Source organism: Halomonas sp. HAL1 (assembly GCF_030544485.1).
Taxonomy (GTDB): domain Bacteria; phylum Pseudomonadota; class Gammaproteobacteria; order Pseudomonadales; family Halomonadaceae; genus Vreelandella; species Vreelandella arctica.
The window spans coordinates 2867209-2884397 of the sequence record NZ_CP130610.1 but is presented as its reverse complement, the minus strand read 5'-3'; the positions used below and the strand labels follow the sequence as shown (position 1 = coordinate 2884397).

Below are 17189 nucleotides of genomic sequence, written 5' to 3'. Positions count from 1 at the left end.
TTGTTAAAGTGCCGGTGCAGGGGAGAATTAATCAGCAGTAGGTTGAATTACGCCTAGATGCCTGCACTTACTAATAAGTAACTAATTCACATGGAGCCGTTATGACAACGTTAGTGATTGGCGCGAACGGACAGATTGGCAAACAGTTTTGCGAACTGGCCCAAAAAGCGGGCACGCCCATCAAGGCGATGATCCGCAGTGACGAGCAGGCAGCCTGGTTCAAAGAGCACGGCATTGATACCGTGGTGGCTGATTTAGAAGGCGAATTTGAGCACGCTTTTGACGGCTGCGACCAAGTGGTCTTTACGGCGGGTTCAGGGCCTTACACCGGGCCAGACAAAACGCTGATGATTGATCTTTACGGTGCCATACGCACCGCCGATATCGCCAAGGAAAAAGGTCTCTCCCGCTACATCATGATTAGCGCCATGCGTGCAGAAAAACCACTAGAGGCGCCCGAAAAAATGCGCCCCTACATGGCCGCGAAATTTGCTGCTGATGCCCACCTGCGCAACAGCGGTCTTCCCTACGTCATTCTCAAGCCGGGGCGTTTGACCGACGAAACCGCCAGTCAGCGGTTCGCCAGTTCACTGGAGGAAGCAGGCGACAATCAAATCTCCCGCGCCAACGTTGCCCATGCGCTACTTCACGCTGTGCAAAAGCCCGATTTGGTCAATCAGGAGTATCTGCTGCTGGATGGCAAACGTTCGATTGGCGAGATCATTCAGTAGCCAGGCCCAAGCTGCTCCTTACGCATTCACCCCCTTCATGCCTTCCGGTGTATAGCGCTCGCCGATGACCGGAAGGCGTGCAGTGGCCGCTTCGAGCTGTTGCTGCTCATCATCGGTTAGGGTGATGGACGCAGCTGCTGCATTCTCTTCAAGGTAGCGCAACCGTTTGGTGCCCGGGATCGGTACGATGTTGTCGCCTTTGGAAAGTAGCCAAGCCAGCGAGAGCTGCGCAGGGGTGCAGCCTTTGAGTGCTGCCATGTCACCAATCACCTCCACGATTCGGCGGTTAGTGTCCATGGCCTGTTCAGAGAAGCGGGGCAGGTTAGAACGAAAATCACCTTCTCCGAAATCAGCGTTCTCTTGAAACCTGCCCGTTAAAAACCCTCGACCGAGAGGAGAGTAGGGCACAAAGCCGATACCGAGCTCCTTGCAGGTGGGCAGTACCGCTTGCTCCACGTCCCGTGTCCAGAGCGAGTATTCGGTTTGAACCGCCGTCACAGGGTGCACGGCGTGTGCGCGGCGCAGGGTCTCGTCGCTAACCTCGCAGAGGCCAATATGGGCAATTTTTCCCTCTTTAACCAGTTGTGCCAAGCCCTCCATGGTCTCTTCGATAGGGGTTGCCGGGTTAACACGGTGAACGTAGTAGAGATCGATTTGTTCGATGCCCAGCCGCTTCAGCGACGCCTCGCAAGCTTTGCGAGCATACAGGGCGCTGCTATCCAGGCGACGCTGATACTCACCAGGGTTACGAACAATGCCAAACTTGGTGGCGATACGTACGTTTGGCTTATGGCTGGCAAGAAAACGGCCAATCAGCTCCTCGTTATGGTGTGGCCCGTACATATCCGCCGTGTCAAAAAAGTCGATACCCAGCTCCACCGCCCGGGCCAACACTCGAAGAGACTCGCTATCGTCTCGGGGGCCGTAGAACTCGCTCATTCCCATGCAGCCTAAGCCAATGGCAGAGAGGGTCAGGTCGGTGCCGAGTGTACGTTTTTTCATGCTATGTCTCCTGTAATGACTTACTAAACCATGGCCCATCAAGTGTGCGTTAGCCGTTATCGAGCGCTTGTTGAAACGCGCAATAACAGCGTGGCACTATCCAATAATGAAAAAAATGAACGAGTTCGGTAAGCCGTTTTCCAGTTTTGAAAACCAGATGCCCCGGGGGTGGGTCTGGGATGACACGCGCACTTTTCTGGCGGTGGCCCGCCACGGCACTTTGAGCGGCGCGGCAGCGGAACTCCATCTCGGTATCGCGACGCTCTCCCGGCGTATTGAGCGGCTGGAAAAAGCCTTAAAGCTGCCGTTGTTTGTTCGTCAGCAGTCGGGCTATCAGCTTACCAAGGAAGGGGCCGGGCTAATCGAAAAAGCCGAAGCGCTGGAAGCCGCCGCAGCGGCCTTCTCTAGCGGGGGCGCACTCGCTACGGAACTGAGCGGCAGGGTGCGCTTGGCCACCGCTGAAAACCTGGCCACGTCTTTGATTCTGCCTGCATTGCCACAATTTTATGCTCAGTACCCCGGCATCACACTTGAGCTGGTGACCGATATCACCACCGTCAATCTGCACCGTCGTGACGCTGACTTGGCGCTTAGAATGGTCAAGCCCGAGCGAGGCAATGTCACCCTTCGGCGCCTTGGCTCGCTGGGGTTTGGGCTTTATGCGAGCTCCGATTATGAGGCCCAGCGTGAGGCTCATCCAGACGCGGGCGATTACGACAGCGATGCCTTTATTACCTGGGGAGACATGCAAGCGCACCTGCCTGCCGCCCAGTGGGTTGAGCGGGTTCTGCAAGGGCGGGAACCGGCGCTAACCACCACCTCGTTGGCGACCCAGCTAGCGGCGGCGAAAGCGGGGCTGGGGATAGCGGTATTGCCACATTTTTTGGCCAGGGAGGCCGGGCTTGTCTGTGTTGCTACGGATATTGGCGTAGATCAGCCCATCTATCTCGTTATCCAGACGGATCTTACCCAGTCAGGCCGCATTCGGGCCGTGGCAGACTTTCTGGCTGAAATGGTGGCCAATAACCGCGAACGCTTGAGTGGGTGATAGAGTCTCTAAGTCTGCACTTTTTTATCCTATAGGCCACCCATGACACCTACTGATATTGGCAGCGCCTACGATCAGATCACTCACCTTTGGCAACGCGAAAAATTCAATCTCACTAACGGGATAGAGGCGCACAAAAGGGCGCTTTCGTTTGTAAAAAATCGGGGCAGGGCGCTGGATATCGGTTGCGGCTGTACCGGCCGCTTTATCGACTTCTTGCAACAAGAAGGTTTTACGCCTGAAGGCGTGGATATATCCGATGAAATGTTACGTTTGGCGAAGCAGAAGCACCCTGACGTGGCCTTTCACCACCAGGATATTTGCCAATGGCAGCCGCCGGAAAAATACGACTTTATCACCGCCTGGGACAGCATTTGGCATATTCCGCTAGCGCAGCAGGAAAGCGTGATGACCAAACTCATCGGAAGCCTGAATAAGGGTGGGGTACTGATCTTCTCTTTCGGTGGTACCGACGAACCCGGTGAGCACACCGATAGCTTCATGGGGCCCGAGGTCTACTACTCTACGCTTGGGATCAGCGGCTTCTTGTCCCTGCTGATTACGCTAGGCGCGGTGTGCAGACATCTGGAGTATGACCAGTATCCAGAGTTGCATACTTATTTGATAGTGCAGAAGGGGTAGCATGTTGCTTTTTATCAAATAAATAACATCAGGACTGATCGTCATGCCCGCCGATGGCAAAATATAAATAGTTTTGTCATCGCATCGGTAGAACAGTCTGTTTAATGAGCAAAATTGGCAGCTTTAGCCCCGATGGTGAGTATCGGAGGAAGCCATGATTTGCTGCATTAAATCTTGGTTTTGAAGAACTTGCAGCGTTTCTTTTTCAGCTTCTGCTCTAGGCACTATCAACTCCCGCTTGAGCCACTCCGCCAGCGGCTCGCTGCGGCGGGGTTGAGTGAGAACGTTGGCTTGGCTGGGCAACCACAGGCACAGACGCGCGGGAGTCTGAATACTCCCCCAGGGGGCCACCAGCCTGCCACTCTTCAGGTCGTCTTCTACCAACAACTTGGGGGCGATCGCCACGCCCAAGCCCGCCACCGCCGCTTCCATCAAGTAATAAAGGTGATCGAACCCCTGGCCTTTGCTTAGCGCCGTTTCAAGCTGTGCCAGATCCAGCCCTTTGGCAGTGGCCCACTGCGGCCACGCCTGGGGGCGGGAAGATGTATATAAAAGCTTATTGGCAAGCAGCGATTCGGGCTTGGTCGCATCGCACTGGGCCGCCAGCTGCGGGCTCGCCACTGCACATATCTGCTCCGCCATCAGCTCGAATACCTCCACACCCGCAGGCCAGGGAGGCTCGGCAAACGCCAGGGTGGCGCTGGCATCCGTTTGCGTACCCGGCTGTTCGCTTTCGCTCACCACGACTTTTAGCTTGAGCTCAGGCAGCTCGCGGTGCAGGCGATCCAGGCGGGGAATCAACCAGCGTGCTAGCAGGCTGCCAGGGCAGGCGAGAGTAAAGGGGGCTTCTTCCACATCACGTTTGAGCGCTGCGCAACTATCCTTGAGGCGGTCGAACGCCTCTCCCACACCGATTTGCAGCTTTTCGCCATGTGGCGTAAGCGCAATGCCTCGGCCCGCTTTGGCAAAAAGCGCGATACCAAAATGGTCATCCAGGCTCTTTAACTGGCGGCTGACCGCGCCGTGAGTCACGTTTAGCTCATCGGCAGCGGCGGTCACGCTACCCAAACGGGCGGTGGCTTCAAAGGCGCGCAAGGCGCTAAGCGGCGGCATGCTGTGTTGCATGGGCTATCCTGCTGATAGTTGATTTTAACTCACGTGTTGCTGACATCTTATCGATTTTTATCTCCCCCTGCTTGCGCTACTTTCATTTCATTGTTTTTCACTGAACTGTTTTTCACTGAACTGTTTTAACTGAACAGTTCGATAACGCATTCAGAGGTCGCGATGAATCAACCTGTAGACGTATCCAAGAGCCTGCCCGATGCCAATGGCCTATTTGGCAGCTTCGGTGGCCGCTTTGTCGCTGAAACGCTGATGCCACTGATTTTAGAGCTACAAGACGAATACACCACTGCCAAGAACGACCCCGAATTCCAGCGCCAATTGGCCTATTTTCAGGGTGATTATGTGGGTCGGCCAAGCCCGCTCTACTTTGCCGAGCGGCTGACCGAGCACTTTGGCGGTGCGAGTATTTACTTAAAGCGCGAAGAGCTGAATCACACTGGCGCGCACAAGATCAACAACTGCATTGGTCAGGTGTTGTTGGCCAAGCAGATGGGTAAAAAACGCATCATCGCGGAAACCGGTGCGGGCATGCACGGCGTTGCCACCGCAACCGTTGCGGCGCGCTTTGGTTTGCCTTGTGTCATTTACATGGGCGCCACCGACATCGAGCGTCAGCAGCCCAACGTATTCCGCATGAAGCTGCTGGGCGCGGAAGTCATCCCCGTTACCTCGGGCACCGGCACGCTAAAAGACGCCATGAACGAAGCGCTGCGCGACTGGGTAACGAATGTCGACGACACCTTCTACATCATTGGCACCGTGGCGGGGCCACACCCGTACCCGGCCATGGTACGTGACTTTCAGGCCGTGATCGGCCATGAAACCCGCGCCCAAATGCTGGAAAAGAAAGGTCGCCTGCCGGATTCGCTGGTGGCCTGCATTGGCGGCGGTTCAAACGCCTTGGGGCTGTTTCACCCCTTCCTTGATGACCTCGACGTGAAGATGATTGGCGTAGAAGCGGGTGGCAAGGGCGTGAAAAGCGGCCTGCATGCAGCCAGCCTGAACGGCGGCACCCCCGGCGTGCTGCACGGCAATCGCACCTACTTGCTGCAAAACGAAGATGGCCAGATTATCGACGCCCACTCGATTTCCGCCGGACTGGATTACCCCGGCATTGGGCCAGAGCACGCCTGGTTGCACGAGCAGGGGCGGGTCGAGTACGTCTCTGCCACCGACGACGAAGCGCTGGAAGCCTTTCAAATTTGCTGTCAACAGGAAGGTATCATCCCCGCCCTAGAGACCGCTCATGCCCTGGCCGAAGTGGCCAAGCGCGCACCCAGCCTGCCCCGCGAGCATTTAATGGTGGTCAACCTTAGCGGCCGTGGTGACAAAGACATGATGAGCGTCGCCCATCACCTTGGCGAAAAATTCGGGGTTAAACAGCTATGAGCGCGACACAGGAGAACGTCATGACCCATACCTCTCGTCTTGAACACTGCTTTGCTGCACTCAAACAGCAAAACCGCCCAGCGCTGGTGAGTTACCTCACCGCTGGCGATCCGGATGCCGAGACATCCCGCCGCCTGTTGCACGGGTTGCCAAAAGCGGGGGTGGATATCATCGAACTCGGTATGCCGTTCAGTGACCCCATGGCCGATGGCCCCGCCATTCAGAAAGCCGCGTTGCGTGCCTTGAATAACGGCCAGACCCAAGCCAAAACGTTGGAAATGGTGCGCCGCTTCCGTGAAGAAGACAGCACCACGCCCATTGTGCTGATGGGCTACTACAACCCGATTTTCTGCTACGGCGTCGAGCGCTTCTTGACCGATGCTGCCAAGGCCGGGGTCGATGGCCTGATTGTCGTGGACTTGCCTCCAGAACATGACGAAGAGCTCTGTACGCCAGCGGCCCAGCACGGCATTGATTTTATTCGCCTAGCCACGCCGACCACCGATGCCAAGCGCCTGCCCAAAGTGCTGGCCAACGCCTCGGGGTTTATCTACTACGTTTCCGTGGCGGGCGTCTCCGGCGGCAGTGCGCCCACGCCAGAGCGGTTGGAAGGCGCAGTAAATCAACTGCGCGAACACACCGAACTACCTATTGCCGTGGGCTTTGGCATTCGCACCGCCGAGCAGGCCGCCGCCATCGGCCGTTATAGCGATGCCGTGGTGGTAGGTTCTGCGTTGGTCGACTGTATTGAACACGCCAATACGCCCGATGAAGCCGTAGAGCGTGTGCATGGCCTAGTCAGTGAACTGGCAGAAAGCGTCAGGGCGTGTCGGGAAGTGAGAGAACCGCAAGCCTGTTGATAAAAGGTCAGTAAAGAGCGAGTTGTTGTGAGAACAGGTATGAGAGCAGGCCAACGCGCCTGCTTTAATTATGCATCCGGTACTACTTTTAAAGTTGCTTACTTTAATTTGGATTTATAACTATCATTTTTTAAGTTTATGGCTTGGCGGTCTCAATGACCAAGTGCAACACCTAACCTATCAGGTAGGGTATTGCCATGACTCACTGTTATCGCCATCTTTCTGCCGAAGACCGAGCCGCCATCATGCTGATGCGGGCTAACCACTCGATTCGCGCTATCGCCCGTCAGTTAGGGCGTTCGCCCAGTACTATTTCACGAGAACTGGTGCGTCATACTGTTAGCCCTAACAGAGCGTATGACGCCAGCCTCGCTGGACATCGCGCCCGACTGACCCGCTGTCGGCCTCGCCGTAGCTTGAAGCTTCCTCTCGACGGTGAGCTGTTCGAACTGGTGGTCTACCTGCTGCGCAAGTACTGGTCACCAGAGCAAATAGCCCGCACACTAAAGCGTATGTTTCCTGATAATACTGACCGCCACGTCTCGCACGAAGCCATCTACAATGCGCTCTATCTCATGCCGCGCGGCTCGCTCAAGAAAGAGCTGATTGCCTGTTTGCGCCAGGGTAAAGGTAAACGACGCCCTCGCAGCCGTGGCAAGGATAGGCGACAACAGATTCCAGACTTGGTGAGCATCCATCTGCGGCCGCCTGAAATCGAAGATCGCCTGATGCCCGGCCACTGGGAAGGGGATCTCATCATGGGCGCTAACAATCGCTCTGCCGTTGGTACATTGGTGGAGCGCACGACGCGTTTAGTGATTCTGGCGAAAGTGGATGGCACCACGGCCACAGCGGCGGCTGTCGGCTTCAGCGACAAGCTCAATGAGGTGCCGCGCTCCCTGCGCCTGTCCATGACCTATGACCAGGGCAAAGAGATGGTGAAACATGCCGAGATCACTCAGAAGACGGGGACAGCGATCTACTTTGCCGACCCGCATAGCCCATGGCAGCGGGGTTCCAATGAGAACACCAACGGGCTGTTGAGACAGTACTTGCCAAAGGGCACGGATCTGTCGGTCTACAGCCAGGAAGAACTCGACGAGATCGCCGACTCACTCAATACACGGCCGCGCAAGACACTGGATTGGCGCTCGCCACTGGAAGTCTACGCCGAGGTGCTCAAGAAATCCGTCGCCGGCCCGAGCACTCTTCAATAGTGTTGCACTTGGAACTTGAGGCCGCCCTTCTTTCGGTACTCCGCTTGGTAATCGCCGTTATCCCAACTAGGGTCAATAGGGTTTTAAGCGAGCTGACGCCTTTCCCTATTGCATGCTTTTCAGGGAAAAGCTCTTGGCTTAGGCCACGCATCAAGTTGTTATTCGCAATGGTTACTTATGGGAAACTATTATGAAGCCCGACAACACATTTGACCCTACGCGCCGTCAAGTGGTGGGCGGCCTTGCTACCGGTATGGCCGCTGCTATGGCCGCACCCGCATTCGCCCAGTCATCTTCGACATCGCCGTCCGGTGGTGCAGGTAATACCTCAAACACCAATGAGTCAGGAGGCACGTTAAACCAAATGCAGGATCCCAAAAGCAAGTACCCCAACCCCCCCTTTGAACGCCAGCCGCTAGAGTGGCCTGGGCTTGCCAGTGACATGACACCGCGCCCAGACCACGGCGAACAGAGTTATCGCGGCAGTGGTCGTTTAACCGGAAGAAGGGCACTGATTACCGGTGGAGATTCCGGCATTGGCCGTGCGGCCGCTATTGCCTATGCGCGCGAAGGTGCTGATGTGGCGATTAACTACCTGCCCGCGGAAGAGTCAGACGCGCGCGAAGTCATTGAGCTTATTGAAGCCGAAGGGCGTGCCGCGGCGGCTATTCCAGGTGATATCCGTGATGCATCGTTTTGTAGCGAGTTAGTGGAAAAGGCCGTTGAACAATTAGGCGGGTTAGATATTTTGGTCAATAACGCTGGTCGCCAGCAGTGGCAGCCGTCGATTATGGATATTAGCCATGAAGCCTTCGACGACACCATGAAGACCAACCTCTACGCCATGTATTGGATCACCCAGGCGGCGATACCCCATATGGAGCCTGGGTCAGTGATCATTAATACCACCTCAGTGGTAGCTTACGATCCGCCTAAAATCCTACTCGATTACTCCATGACCAAAGCGGCCATTGTCGCGTTCACCAAAGCGCTGGCGAAGCAACTGGCCGAGAAAGGCATTCGCGTCAACGGCGTCGCACCCGGCCCGTTCTGGACCCCGCTTCAGCCCAGCGGTGGCCAGCCACAAGACGCCGTGGAAACGTTTGGCGAAAGCACGCCGCTTGGTCGCCCCGGCCAGCCGGTAGAGCTGGCCGGTACATACGTACTACTGGCCTCGTCAGAATCCAGCTTTACCACCGGTAATATTCACGGCGCGGGCGGTGGCGCTGGCGATCCCTAAGCTTTTCTAACGGGTTTTTACTAATCTGCTTTTACTAATCTTTTTTTACTACCCTGCTTTTTTCGGGCCTGACCTTCAATGCTTCAGGCCCTTGCAGTGGCTGCTCGGTTCTTGGAATAGAGGCGGGCGCCAATTCTCTCTTTCTCAAGAATATTTGATAGCGTGGATTCCGTGCTATCGTGCTTTATGCTCGTAAACTTAAAAGACAAAGCGGAGCAGTTAGAGCACGACGATATATGAAGCATTTACGCTGTGTCACATGGGCAGGAAATGGCTTAAATATAGTCGATATAAAACAGAACTTATCAATGGTTACGCCGCCTATTAATGGCAGGCAATAACCATTAAAGCGTTTACAAACTAGAGAGAAATAATGGGAAAGCTCTTTTCACTAATCGTAATAGTAGCGCTTGGCTACACTGGCATTTACTTCTATTACGGCGTTGTCGTTGAGCGGGAGATCCAAGAACAGCTGGATGACCGTGGCCTCTCCGCTGTTAGCATTGATAACGTTGAGTATGATGTGCTGGCGCCCGTTAGTACCTCAGCTGAAATCGCTGTCACGGTCACTTATCGTGGCTCGCAAGCAACGCTGGATTTGGCAGTGCAGGGCCACCCCCTGTTTTCTGATGAAGTCACGGTCGAATTTGATGGCCTACAGGCACTACAGCTGGGCATCAGCTTCGGGCAGTAAAATGCAATAGCCTACTAAACTGCCGAGTGGCGTGGGCAAGCTTAATGAGTGTTTAAATCAGCGCTGGAACGGCCATTCTGTTAGCTCGTGTAAACGTAAGGACGTGATATGCCACATCACATCACTAACCGAAAACGCAGTTATCGAACGTCGTTACCCAAAGATAGTTTTTTCTGGGAAGGGCTGAATGCTTTAGCCTATATCGCGGGTGCCGCTGCCTTTGTGGTAGGCAGTGTCTTTTTCCTGCCAGCCTTTGAGAACTACATGGCGGCGGGGGCCGGGTTGTTCATTTTGGGCTCGTTAATCTATCTAGCGGTGACGGCAAACGATTGCATAGAAATCATCACCTATTACCGCCGTCACCCCTCGCACGGCAAGAAGACCATGCTCGAGTTTATAATGTCGGCAGGCTATATCATCGGCAGTGTACTGTTCCTGATAGGCAGCGCCTTGTTTCTGCCCAGCGTAGGCTTGGAAAGTGGGGGCGCCTGGTGCTTTATCGTTGGCAGTGTTCTGTTCACGATTGGTGCGACGGTCAACGTGACGCAGATCACTCAGGCGGGAACCTTAGTGGTCTTACAGCTACTCAATGCCGTTGCCATCTCGTTTGTCATCGGCTCCATCCTGTTTTTGGCCGCCTCGATTCCTTATCTCTGGCCGAGCTATCAGACACCGCTTGCCCATGCACTGCACACCTACTTGGGTGCTCAGTTTATTTTCGCCAGCCTGCTGTTTCTCGCCGGAGGAGTCGTCAATTTCTACAGAGCCTATCGGGCTCACCAAGACCATCAACAAAACCCAGACGTAAAGAACCAGTGCCTCACCGAATAAGGTTTATTGAACACTGGTTTTAATGGCTAATCGTCAGTAGGGCAATGCAGCTTACGGACAATTGCTAGCCGTCATCGCAGACCGGGAAGCTATTAAGGGGGCGGTATAAACCGCCCTCAAACCGCCCTCAAACAACAGGCACGGTACCCCCATCGATCACATACTCCGTGCCCGTGATGGTGGCTGCCAGCGGTGATGCCAGAAACCCAATCAGGTTGGCCACTTCCGCAGGTTTTGATGGCCGGCCAATCGGGATGCCGCCCAGCGAATTCATGATGATCTGCTTGCCGCCTGCGTAATCGGTGCCTGCCTCTTGGGCAATCCGCTCGGCTAGCGCAACGGCGGCTTCTGTCTCGATCCAGCCTGGCGACACCCGAACCACACGCACCCCTTTGGGTGACACCTCTTTTGACAAGCTCTTGCTATAGGTGGAGAGCGCCGCCTTGGCCGCCGCATAAGCCGTGGTCGATTCGGGCAGGGGGAGCTCACGCTGAATGGAGGTCACGTGGATAATCACTCCATCGCCCTGGGCCAGCATGCCGGGCAGCAGGGCGCGATCCAGCCGCACGGCGGGAAACAGGTTGATGTCGAGCTCGCGCTGCCACTCCTCCTCCCCAAGGGCAGCGAACCCGCCGCCGGGGGCGGATGAACCACCCAGTACGTGAACGATAATATCGACGCCGCCCAAGCGATCGTTGACCGCATCGGCCACCGTGGCACAGCCTTCGGCTGTCGTCAGGTCAGCAGTTACAAACAGCTCATCGGGCAGGTCGCCGGGGCGAGTACGGGCGGTTGTTAGCACTTGCGCGCCTTCCTCGCGAAAGAGAGCCACCGCGGCCGCACCAACCCCTTTGCTGCCCCCGGTGATCAATACGCGTCGCCCGTTCAAGTTCAGGTTCATTAGTGGATCTCCAATGACTGGATTTGCGACTCGGCAAGCTCAAACTTGTGGTCCAGTTGCACCGGGCTGCCGGGGAAGTTACCGGTCACAGTGGCGGTAACCACCATCGTGTTGCCTTGTTGGGAAACACTGACCGGCTCGACGCTATACTCAATCTTGTCACGGGTGGCGCGCATCCAAGCTTGAATAGCGGTGTGCCCGCGATGCGTCTCTCCTTCGTCAAACACACAGGCATCTTGAGTGAAGCAATCCGCAATGTGGGAGGCATCCGCACCGTTGCTGATGCTGAAGTAAGTAGTGATCGCGTCTGGCAGTGACAAGCTCATGATGGTCATCTCTCGTAAGTTAATGTGAGAGAATATTCTGCCTAGACTGACGCGTTATCAAGAACGCACAAAAAGGTAAGTGGCTTACCCATGAGAAAGATTTATACGCCCACTACCGCCGCAGGCGATGTGGAAAATGTATTAAAAATGCTGGAAGGGCGCTGGAAGCTCATTATTCTCTTTCATCTCTTCGATGGAAAAGTGCAGCGCTACTCCGATTTTGGAAAACTTATCCCTGACATCTCCCAGAAAATGCTGGCCCAACAGCTGCGCCAACTGGAAGCGGATGGCATCGTGGCCCGAAAGGTCTATCCCCAGGTGCCGCCGAAAGTGGAGTACCGCCTGACCGAATGGGGGCAAACGCTCTGCCCGGCGCTGGATGCCTTGCTGAAATGGGCAGAGCAGAAAGACCACTTCAACGACCCTGCCGAGCAGAACGAACAAGACGATGCCGCCGCCCTCTGAGAGCCCACTGATGCACGACCGCACCATGACCATCAACGACTATGACGCCGCCATTGCCCTGTGGAGCGAAAGTGAAGGCGTGCGGCTGCGCGATGCCGATTAACGCTTCAGTGAAGCTTGCGGGGGTGGGTCTCAATGGCACCTATTCTTAGCCACCCACACGCCTTCCCTGGCTCTAAAGATGTCACTCAATTTTCACTGACATATATGGCTGACGAAAGTGGATACTGGCGGCTGCCTTGCTAGAGTCTCAGGGCAAATGACCATCAGTTTTTTTGCCAATGCGGCATCACTGACCGGGATGGCACACAAGGAGCCCGCGTGAATCTCCGCTTCGACGCAAGCCGCCAGCACCAGTGATACGCCCAGGCCAGCTTTGACAGCCTGTTTAACCGCTTCGGTACTGCCCAGTTGCATTGAAACCTTCGGGAACGGCCCTCTCTCGCCAAAGAAATTCGCCAGCAACCGGCCAGTACCTGTTCCGGGTTCACCACCAAGCAAGCTCATTCCGGCAAGGGTTTCCCGGTCTATTTCATGCCAGCCCGCATAGGGGTGGTCTGGTCGGGTAATTAAAACCACGGGTTCCTGTCGCCAATCCATTGCCTGGAAGCCAGGTTTCGGGTGCCACCACTCCATCACCGCTATATCCAGCTCGCCGCTAGTCAGTTGTCTAGCAATGTTAGGATTATTATCAATCACAAGATCCAGCTCAGGTACCGCCGGAATGTTCTTGAACGTGCTCACGTAGGGCTGGAGCATGTAAATACCGATGTTGGAACTTGCCCCTACGCGTAAACGCGTACCGCTAACGACTTCTCGAGCACGCTCGTCCAGTTGCAACATACTAAGCGCTAGAGGCATAAGCGCCAGGGCTGCTTTGGTGGGCTCGCATCCAGTTTTACTGCGGCGTATCAACAGGGCACCTAGCTGTTCTTCGAGCTTTTGAATGTGCTGTGAAAGCGTGGGTTGTGCGATACCGAGAGCTTGGGCGGCGGCCTGAAAACGTCGGTGCTGAACCAGTGTGGTAAAACTTTTCAGCCAGACCAAGTTCAGCATGGAGTTGTCTCAGTGATAGTGGGCGAATTAGCCGCATCCTGAGGGCGTTCTCCTTGTAACGCTTGAAGAATGTTGTCGGCAGCACGCTGTTCAATCATCAGCCGCACATCCTGGACGGCAGAGCCAATGTGTGCCGTGAATAGCGTGTTGGGATGTGCTCGCAAGGTGGGGCAAATCTCTTGCGGGCGATCCTCTCGAGCCCAATCTTCCATTTCAAAAACATCCGCTGCGTAGCCGCCTAACTGCCCGGATTCCAGTGCTTCCAAAACGGCAGCTTCCTGCACTACAGACCCCCGGCATGGGTTGATCAAAAAGGCGCCTGGTTTCATCAGGGCCAAGCGCGCAGAGTTCATGGTATGCAGGGTTTGTTTATTGAGCGGCAGGGCCAAAATGACAATGTCGGCTTGCCCGAGCAGCTCTTCAAGCGACTTGCGCGCCACGCCGAGGGTTTCCTCCTCCGCAGCGGGCAAGGCGTCTGGCTGAGAATACAGCAAGGTTGCCCCCCAGCCTTTGAGCCGCGTTGCCACAGCCTTGCCGATGGGCCCCATGCCGACGATACCCACGGTGGCGTCTGCAATCCCAAGCCCATAGAACGTTGGCTGCCACCCCCTGAACTGGCCAGAACGAACATACTCGTCGGCCGCCCGAACATGTCGGATTAGGCTGATGGTTAGCCCTATGGTGAGTTCAGCCGTTGGCACTGTCAGCAAATCCGGTACGAAGGTCAGCCAAACACCATGACGCGTACAGGCCTCCACATCGAAATTATCGTATCCCTTCAGGGCAGCGCCAATGACTTTCAGCTTGGGGCAGCCAGCTAGAAATTCCTCGCTGACCTGGTCCGGCATAAACACCATCATGCCGTCTGCGGTTGCCGCGCGGGCCTTTACCTCGGCGGCGGGTAAGGTAGTGTCTGACTGGTTGGTGATTAATTCACAGCTCTGTTCCAGCCTTTCCAGCACACTGTTGTGTACCCGGTGGGTAATGAAAACCCTTGGTTTCATCTGATTTCCTTACTTAAATTTCTTACGAAGATGGCCGCTAAGGCTATCCACCATCGTCACCATAACGAGTATGACAATCAGGATGGCGCTGACTTCCTGGTACTGCATGACGCGTAAAGAGCCCATTAGCTCGAAGCCGATCCCGCCGGCCCCCACCATGCCCATGACCGTCGAGGCGCGAAAATTGTATTCCCAGCGATAGATGGAGACATCGGCAAACTGCGGAAGAACCTGCGGCAGCACCGCGTGCCAGTGAACCTGTAAGCGAGTCGCGCCAGCGGCATTGGCGGCTTCCACTGGGGCTGGGTCGACATGCTCAATCGCTTCGGCAAAGAATTTACCCACCATGCCGATGGAATGAAGGCCGAGCGCTAGCACGCCCGGCAAGGCGCCAAAACCCACTGCCGCAACGAAGATAATGCCCATAATCAACTCGGGCACCGAGCGCAGAGCGTTTAGTAACGTGCGGGTCACGTGGAAGACCACGGGATGGGGCGAGGTATTGCGAGCGGCCAGGAACGCCAGGGGCACGGAAACGATGACCGCTATCGCCGTGCCAGCAATGCTCATGGCGAGCGTATCGACCAGCGGAGACATCCAATCCCTGGCATTGGTGAAATCGGGCGGTAGCGATTCACCCAGCAGGGTGGCGATGGCAGGAACCCCGTTGGCTAGGGTGCGAAAATCCAGCAAGCCCACGTACCAACTCGCCAGGAGAACCACTGCCAGTAACGAGCCCACTTGGAAGAGCTTACTCCGCCAGCCGCGCGCGTGTTCGGCCAGCACCGCGTCAGGAGAGAATGCTGAAAGGGCCGGCGGATCCGTTTTGGTCTGATTCATAATGCCCCCTTACATCTTGGCGAAGTCAAGGTCGAGCAGACTACCCATTTCCCGGATCACATCGTAATCGGAGTCAGTGATAACGGCGAAACCTTCGGCTTTTAGGTTGCTCAGGATTTCTTCATCATCAATGCTAATGAAAGCGTCTTGTATCTCCTGCTTGAGTTCCGGGTTCAAGTTGGAACGCATCGCCCAGGGGTACTGCGGATACTCCCCACTGTGACCCAACACCCTAACCTTGCTGCGATCTATCAGGCCGCGGTCCATCACATGTTCAAAGATTACTTCCGATAGTCCCCCAGCATCTGCATTACCATTGGCAACGTTCACCGCCACGGCATCATGGGAGCCAACGAAATGGGCTTCATAGTCCTCGCCTGCTTCCAAACCAGCCGATTCAAGCAACACGGTTTTGGGAATCAGGTGGCTTGAAGTGGAGGCTCGGTCGCCATAGGCCATCTTCATGCCCTCGATATCGGCATAGGACTCAACGCCGGAATCGACATTGGCAATGATGATGGAGCGGTAGGTGGGCTTGCCATCCACAATCATGGCCGCAAAGGGCTCGATCTCGCTTTTGCTTTTTGCCATCACATAGGAGAGGGGCCCGAAGTAGGCGAGGTCGATGCGACCAAAGCGCATGGCTTCGATCATGGAGGAATAATCTGTAGTGACGATTAGCTCAATTTCTTTGCCAAGCGTGCTTTCAAGATAGTCTTTCAATGGCTGGTTGCGTTTGATCAGTTCGGAGGCATTTTCATCGGGGAGTAGCGCGACTTTTAACAGATCCGGATTTGGATCAGCGTCCGCCGCCATGGCTGGCATCACAATTCCAATCATAAGACAGATGGCGAAGAAAAAGCTGAATAGCGGTTTCATTGGGCAATCTCCAGTTTTATCGGGGAAGGATGTGTAGATGAAAGGTTGGGTTCAGGGGTGTCAGCGGCTTCGGACGCAGTCCCTTTCGCACCGTGGTAGATCTCATTAAGGTGGCATTGCTTTAGCTGGGAGGGGGCCGCATCGAAAACGATCTGGGCATTCGCTAAACCGATAATGCGGTCAGCGAACCGCTGGGCGTATTCCAACTGGTGCAGCGAAATAATGGCGGTAATACCATCTTCACGGCATATGTCTCGCAGTAACGTTAGCACTCGCTCCGACGTGGCTGGGTCAAGGCTGGCCACTGGCTCGTCCGCCAAGATCATGGCGGGCTGCTGCGCCAAGGCACGAGCAATACCCACGCGCTGCTGCTGCCCTCCGGAAAGCTGATCGACCCTGGTAAGCGCCTTCTCAGCCAGGCCTACGCGATCCAGGCAGTGCAGGGCAAGCTCCTGTTCCTGCCTGGGTAGCGGAAACAAACTGCGCCAGGTGCTGTGGTAAGCAAGCCGACCCGTCAGCACATTCTGGAGCGCAGTGTGGCGTTCAATGAGCTGATGGTGCTGGAAAACCATGGCGGTTTTGCACCGATGGCGGCGTACCGTAGTAATGGTTTCGAGCGCACCTAGTTCGGCCGAGATCACTTTGCCGGTGCTGGGCCGCACCAAGTGGTTGAGGGAGCGCAGTAACGTAGATTTACCTGCACCGGAAAGACCGAGTAGAACCGTAAACTCGCCTTTGTGGAAATCGACGGTGGTGGGTCGAAGTGCGAGAACATTCCCAGGATATGTCACCCCCATTTTCTCGATGCGGAGCATTAAGTCAGAGGATTGAACAGGCTCCATTGGATCACCTTCTGCAATGTATAAGCTCACTTTATTGTGACTTACAATGCAACGTTAGCGCTCCTAGGTGACAAAGCTGTGTCATGCAGATGAT

19 protein-coding genes are annotated in these 17189 nt (G+C 55.5%); 10 read left to right on the top strand and 9 right to left on the bottom strand.

From position 1 onward, the window contains the following. The first annotated feature begins 101 nt into the window (after positions 1 to 101). Positions 102 to 731, top strand: a complete 630-nt coding sequence (locus Q3Y66_RS13595) for an SDR family oxidoreductase (protein ID WP_008956166.1) — start codon at positions 102 to 104, stop codon at positions 729 to 731. 18 nt (positions 732 to 749) lie between these two features. Here Q3Y66_RS13595 and Q3Y66_RS13590 read toward each other — a convergent pair whose 3' ends face one another. Then, positions 750 to 1733: an aldo/keto reductase gene (locus Q3Y66_RS13590; protein ID WP_008956165.1), complete on the bottom strand. Its 984-nt coding sequence runs from the start codon at positions 1731 to 1733 to the stop codon at positions 750 to 752. A gap of 106 nt (positions 1734 to 1839) precedes the next feature. On the opposite strand from Q3Y66_RS13590, the gene Q3Y66_RS13585 reads away from it, so the two are divergent. After that, a complete protein-coding gene (locus tag Q3Y66_RS13585; protein ID WP_008956164.1) occupies positions 1840 to 2781 on the top strand; it encodes a LysR family transcriptional regulator in 942 nt (313 codons plus the stop codon). Between the two features lie 42 nt (positions 2782 to 2823). Continuing rightward, positions 2824 to 3423 carry a trans-aconitate 2-methyltransferase gene (locus Q3Y66_RS13580; protein ID WP_008956163.1) on the top strand — a complete coding sequence of 200 codons (600 nt, stop codon included), beginning with the start codon at positions 2824 to 2826 and terminating at the stop codon, positions 3421 to 3423. Between the two features lie 123 nt (positions 3424 to 3546). Here Q3Y66_RS13580 and Q3Y66_RS13575 read toward each other — a convergent pair whose 3' ends face one another. Further along, positions 3547 to 4548 (bottom strand): LysR family transcriptional regulator, encoded by a 1002-nt coding sequence (locus tag Q3Y66_RS13575; protein WP_008956162.1) that lies wholly within the window; start codon positions 4546 to 4548, stop codon positions 3547 to 3549. 162 nt (positions 4549 to 4710) lie between these two features. Between Q3Y66_RS13575 and trpB the strand changes: the two genes are divergently transcribed. From trpB to Q3Y66_RS13545, 6 genes are all read left to right on the top strand, one after another. Next, positions 4711 to 5940, top strand: coding sequence for a tryptophan synthase subunit beta (trpB, locus tag Q3Y66_RS13570; protein ID WP_008956161.1), 1230 nt, complete (start codon positions 4711 to 4713; stop codon positions 5938 to 5940). Between the two features lie 20 nt (positions 5941 to 5960). After that, on the top strand, positions 5961 to 6800 hold the full coding sequence (trpA, locus tag Q3Y66_RS13565) for a tryptophan synthase subunit alpha (protein ID WP_008956160.1): 840 nt from the start codon (positions 5961 to 5963) through the stop codon (positions 6798 to 6800). A gap of 245 nt (positions 6801 to 7045) precedes the next feature. Further along, positions 7046 to 8017 (top strand): IS30 family transposase, encoded by a 972-nt coding sequence (locus tag Q3Y66_RS13560; RefSeq protein WP_303319548.1) that lies wholly within the window; start codon positions 7046 to 7048, stop codon positions 8015 to 8017. 190 nt (positions 8018 to 8207) lie between these two features. After that, positions 8208 to 9257, top strand: a complete 1050-nt coding sequence (locus tag Q3Y66_RS13555) for an SDR family oxidoreductase (RefSeq protein WP_008958766.1) — start codon at positions 8208 to 8210, stop codon at positions 9255 to 9257. A 373-nt stretch (positions 9258 to 9630) separates the two neighbouring features. Beyond that, positions 9631 to 9951 carry a hypothetical protein gene (locus Q3Y66_RS13550; protein ID WP_008958765.1) on the top strand — a complete coding sequence of 107 codons (321 nt, stop codon included), beginning with the start codon at positions 9631 to 9633 and terminating at the stop codon, positions 9949 to 9951. Between the two features lie 108 nt (positions 9952 to 10059). Then, positions 10060 to 10782: a YrhK family protein gene (locus Q3Y66_RS13545; protein WP_008958764.1), complete on the top strand. Its 723-nt coding sequence runs from the start codon at positions 10060 to 10062 to the stop codon at positions 10780 to 10782. Positions 10783 to 10909: 127 nt separating this feature from the next. Here the strand turns inward: Q3Y66_RS13545 and Q3Y66_RS13540 are convergent, their stop codons facing one another. Beyond that, positions 10910 to 11683 (bottom strand): SDR family oxidoreductase, encoded by a 774-nt coding sequence (locus Q3Y66_RS13540; protein WP_008958763.1) that lies wholly within the window; start codon positions 11681 to 11683, stop codon positions 10910 to 10912. Then, complete coding sequence (locus tag Q3Y66_RS13535; RefSeq protein WP_035587106.1) at positions 11683 to 12009, bottom strand: nuclear transport factor 2 family protein; 327 nt, start codon at positions 12007 to 12009, stop codon at positions 11683 to 11685. The genes Q3Y66_RS13540 and Q3Y66_RS13535 overlap by 1 nt, the downstream gene beginning before the upstream one ends. A 90-nt stretch (positions 12010 to 12099) precedes the next feature. On the opposite strand from Q3Y66_RS13535, the gene Q3Y66_RS13530 reads away from it, so the two are divergent. After that, entirely contained in the window at positions 12100 to 12474 is a 375-nt protein-coding gene (locus Q3Y66_RS13530; protein ID WP_008958761.1) for a helix-turn-helix domain-containing protein, read from the top strand. 195 nt (positions 12475 to 12669) lie between these two features. On the opposite strand, the gene Q3Y66_RS13525 is transcribed toward Q3Y66_RS13530, so the two are convergent. From Q3Y66_RS13525 to phnC, 5 genes are read right to left on the bottom strand one after another with little or no spacing between them, the layout of a single operon-like run. Then, positions 12670 to 13530 (bottom strand): LysR family transcriptional regulator, encoded by an 861-nt coding sequence (locus tag Q3Y66_RS13525; protein WP_008958759.1) that lies wholly within the window; start codon positions 13528 to 13530, stop codon positions 12670 to 12672. Continuing rightward, positions 13524 to 14534, bottom strand: coding sequence for a phosphonate dehydrogenase (locus Q3Y66_RS13520; protein ID WP_008958758.1), 1011 nt, complete (start codon positions 14532 to 14534; stop codon positions 13524 to 13526). Before Q3Y66_RS13520 ends, Q3Y66_RS13525 begins: the two co-directional genes overlap by 7 nt. A gap of 9 nt (positions 14535 to 14543) precedes the next feature. Then, positions 14544 to 15374 carry a phosphonate ABC transporter, permease protein PhnE gene (gene phnE / locus Q3Y66_RS13515; RefSeq protein WP_008958757.1) on the bottom strand — a complete coding sequence of 277 codons (831 nt, stop codon included), beginning with the start codon at positions 15372 to 15374 and terminating at the stop codon, positions 14544 to 14546. Between the two features lie 9 nt (positions 15375 to 15383). After that, positions 15384 to 16253: a phosphate/phosphite/phosphonate ABC transporter substrate-binding protein gene (phnD, locus tag Q3Y66_RS13510; RefSeq protein ID WP_008958756.1), complete on the bottom strand. Its 870-nt coding sequence runs from the start codon at positions 16251 to 16253 to the stop codon at positions 15384 to 15386. Beyond that, positions 16250 to 17095 carry a phosphonate ABC transporter ATP-binding protein gene (phnC, locus tag Q3Y66_RS13505; protein WP_008958755.1) on the bottom strand — a complete coding sequence of 282 codons (846 nt, stop codon included), beginning with the start codon at positions 17093 to 17095 and terminating at the stop codon, positions 16250 to 16252. Before phnC ends, phnD begins: the two co-directional genes overlap by 4 nt. Positions 17096 to 17189 lie beyond the last annotated feature (94 nt).

Coding starts and splice junctions, on each gene's coding strand:
- Q3Y66_RS13595 (WP_008956166.1), top strand. CDS start 102: ATGACAACGTTAGTGATTGGCGCGAACGGACAGATTGGCAAACAGTTT.
- trpA (WP_008956160.1), top strand. CDS start 5,961: ATGACCCATACCTCTCGTCTTGAACACTGCTTTGCTGCACTCAAACAG.
- Q3Y66_RS13535 (WP_035587106.1), bottom strand. CDS start 12,009: ATGAGCTTGTCACTGCCAGACGCGATCACTACTTACTTCAGCATCAGC.
- Q3Y66_RS13550 (WP_008958765.1), top strand. CDS start 9,631: ATGGGAAAGCTCTTTTCACTAATCGTAATAGTAGCGCTTGGCTACACT.
- Q3Y66_RS13530 (WP_008958761.1), top strand. CDS start 12,100: ATGAGAAAGATTTATACGCCCACTACCGCCGCAGGCGATGTGGAAAAT.
- Q3Y66_RS13585 (WP_008956164.1), top strand. CDS start 1,840: ATGAAAAAAATGAACGAGTTCGGTAAGCCGTTTTCCAGTTTTGAAAAC.
- Q3Y66_RS13520 (WP_008958758.1), bottom strand. CDS start 14,534: ATGAAACCAAGGGTTTTCATTACCCACCGGGTACACAACAGTGTGCTG.
- Q3Y66_RS13525 (WP_008958759.1), bottom strand. CDS start 13,530: ATGCTGAACTTGGTCTGGCTGAAAAGTTTTACCACACTGGTTCAGCAC.
- trpB (WP_008956161.1), top strand. CDS start 4,711: ATGAATCAACCTGTAGACGTATCCAAGAGCCTGCCCGATGCCAATGGC.
- Q3Y66_RS13575 (WP_008956162.1), bottom strand. CDS start 4,548: ATGCAACACAGCATGCCGCCGCTTAGCGCCTTGCGCGCCTTTGAAGCC.
- Q3Y66_RS13560 (WP_303319548.1), top strand. CDS start 7,046: ATGCTGATGCGGGCTAACCACTCGATTCGCGCTATCGCCCGTCAGTTA.
- Q3Y66_RS13545 (WP_008958764.1), top strand. CDS start 10,060: ATGCCACATCACATCACTAACCGAAAACGCAGTTATCGAACGTCGTTA.
- Q3Y66_RS13590 (WP_008956165.1), bottom strand. CDS start 1,733: ATGAAAAAACGTACACTCGGCACCGACCTGACCCTCTCTGCCATTGGC.
- Q3Y66_RS13540 (WP_008958763.1), bottom strand. CDS start 11,683: ATGAACCTGAACTTGAACGGGCGACGCGTATTGATCACCGGGGGCAGC.
- phnE (WP_008958757.1), bottom strand. CDS start 15,374: ATGAATCAGACCAAAACGGATCCGCCGGCCCTTTCAGCATTCTCTCCT.
- phnD (WP_008958756.1), bottom strand. CDS start 16,253: ATGAAACCGCTATTCAGCTTTTTCTTCGCCATCTGTCTTATGATTGGA.
- Q3Y66_RS13580 (WP_008956163.1), top strand. CDS start 2,824: ATGACACCTACTGATATTGGCAGCGCCTACGATCAGATCACTCACCTT.
- phnC (WP_008958755.1), bottom strand. CDS start 17,095: ATGGAGCCTGTTCAATCCTCTGACTTAATGCTCCGCATCGAGAAAATG.
- Q3Y66_RS13555 (WP_008958766.1), top strand. CDS start 8,208: ATGAAGCCCGACAACACATTTGACCCTACGCGCCGTCAAGTGGTGGGC.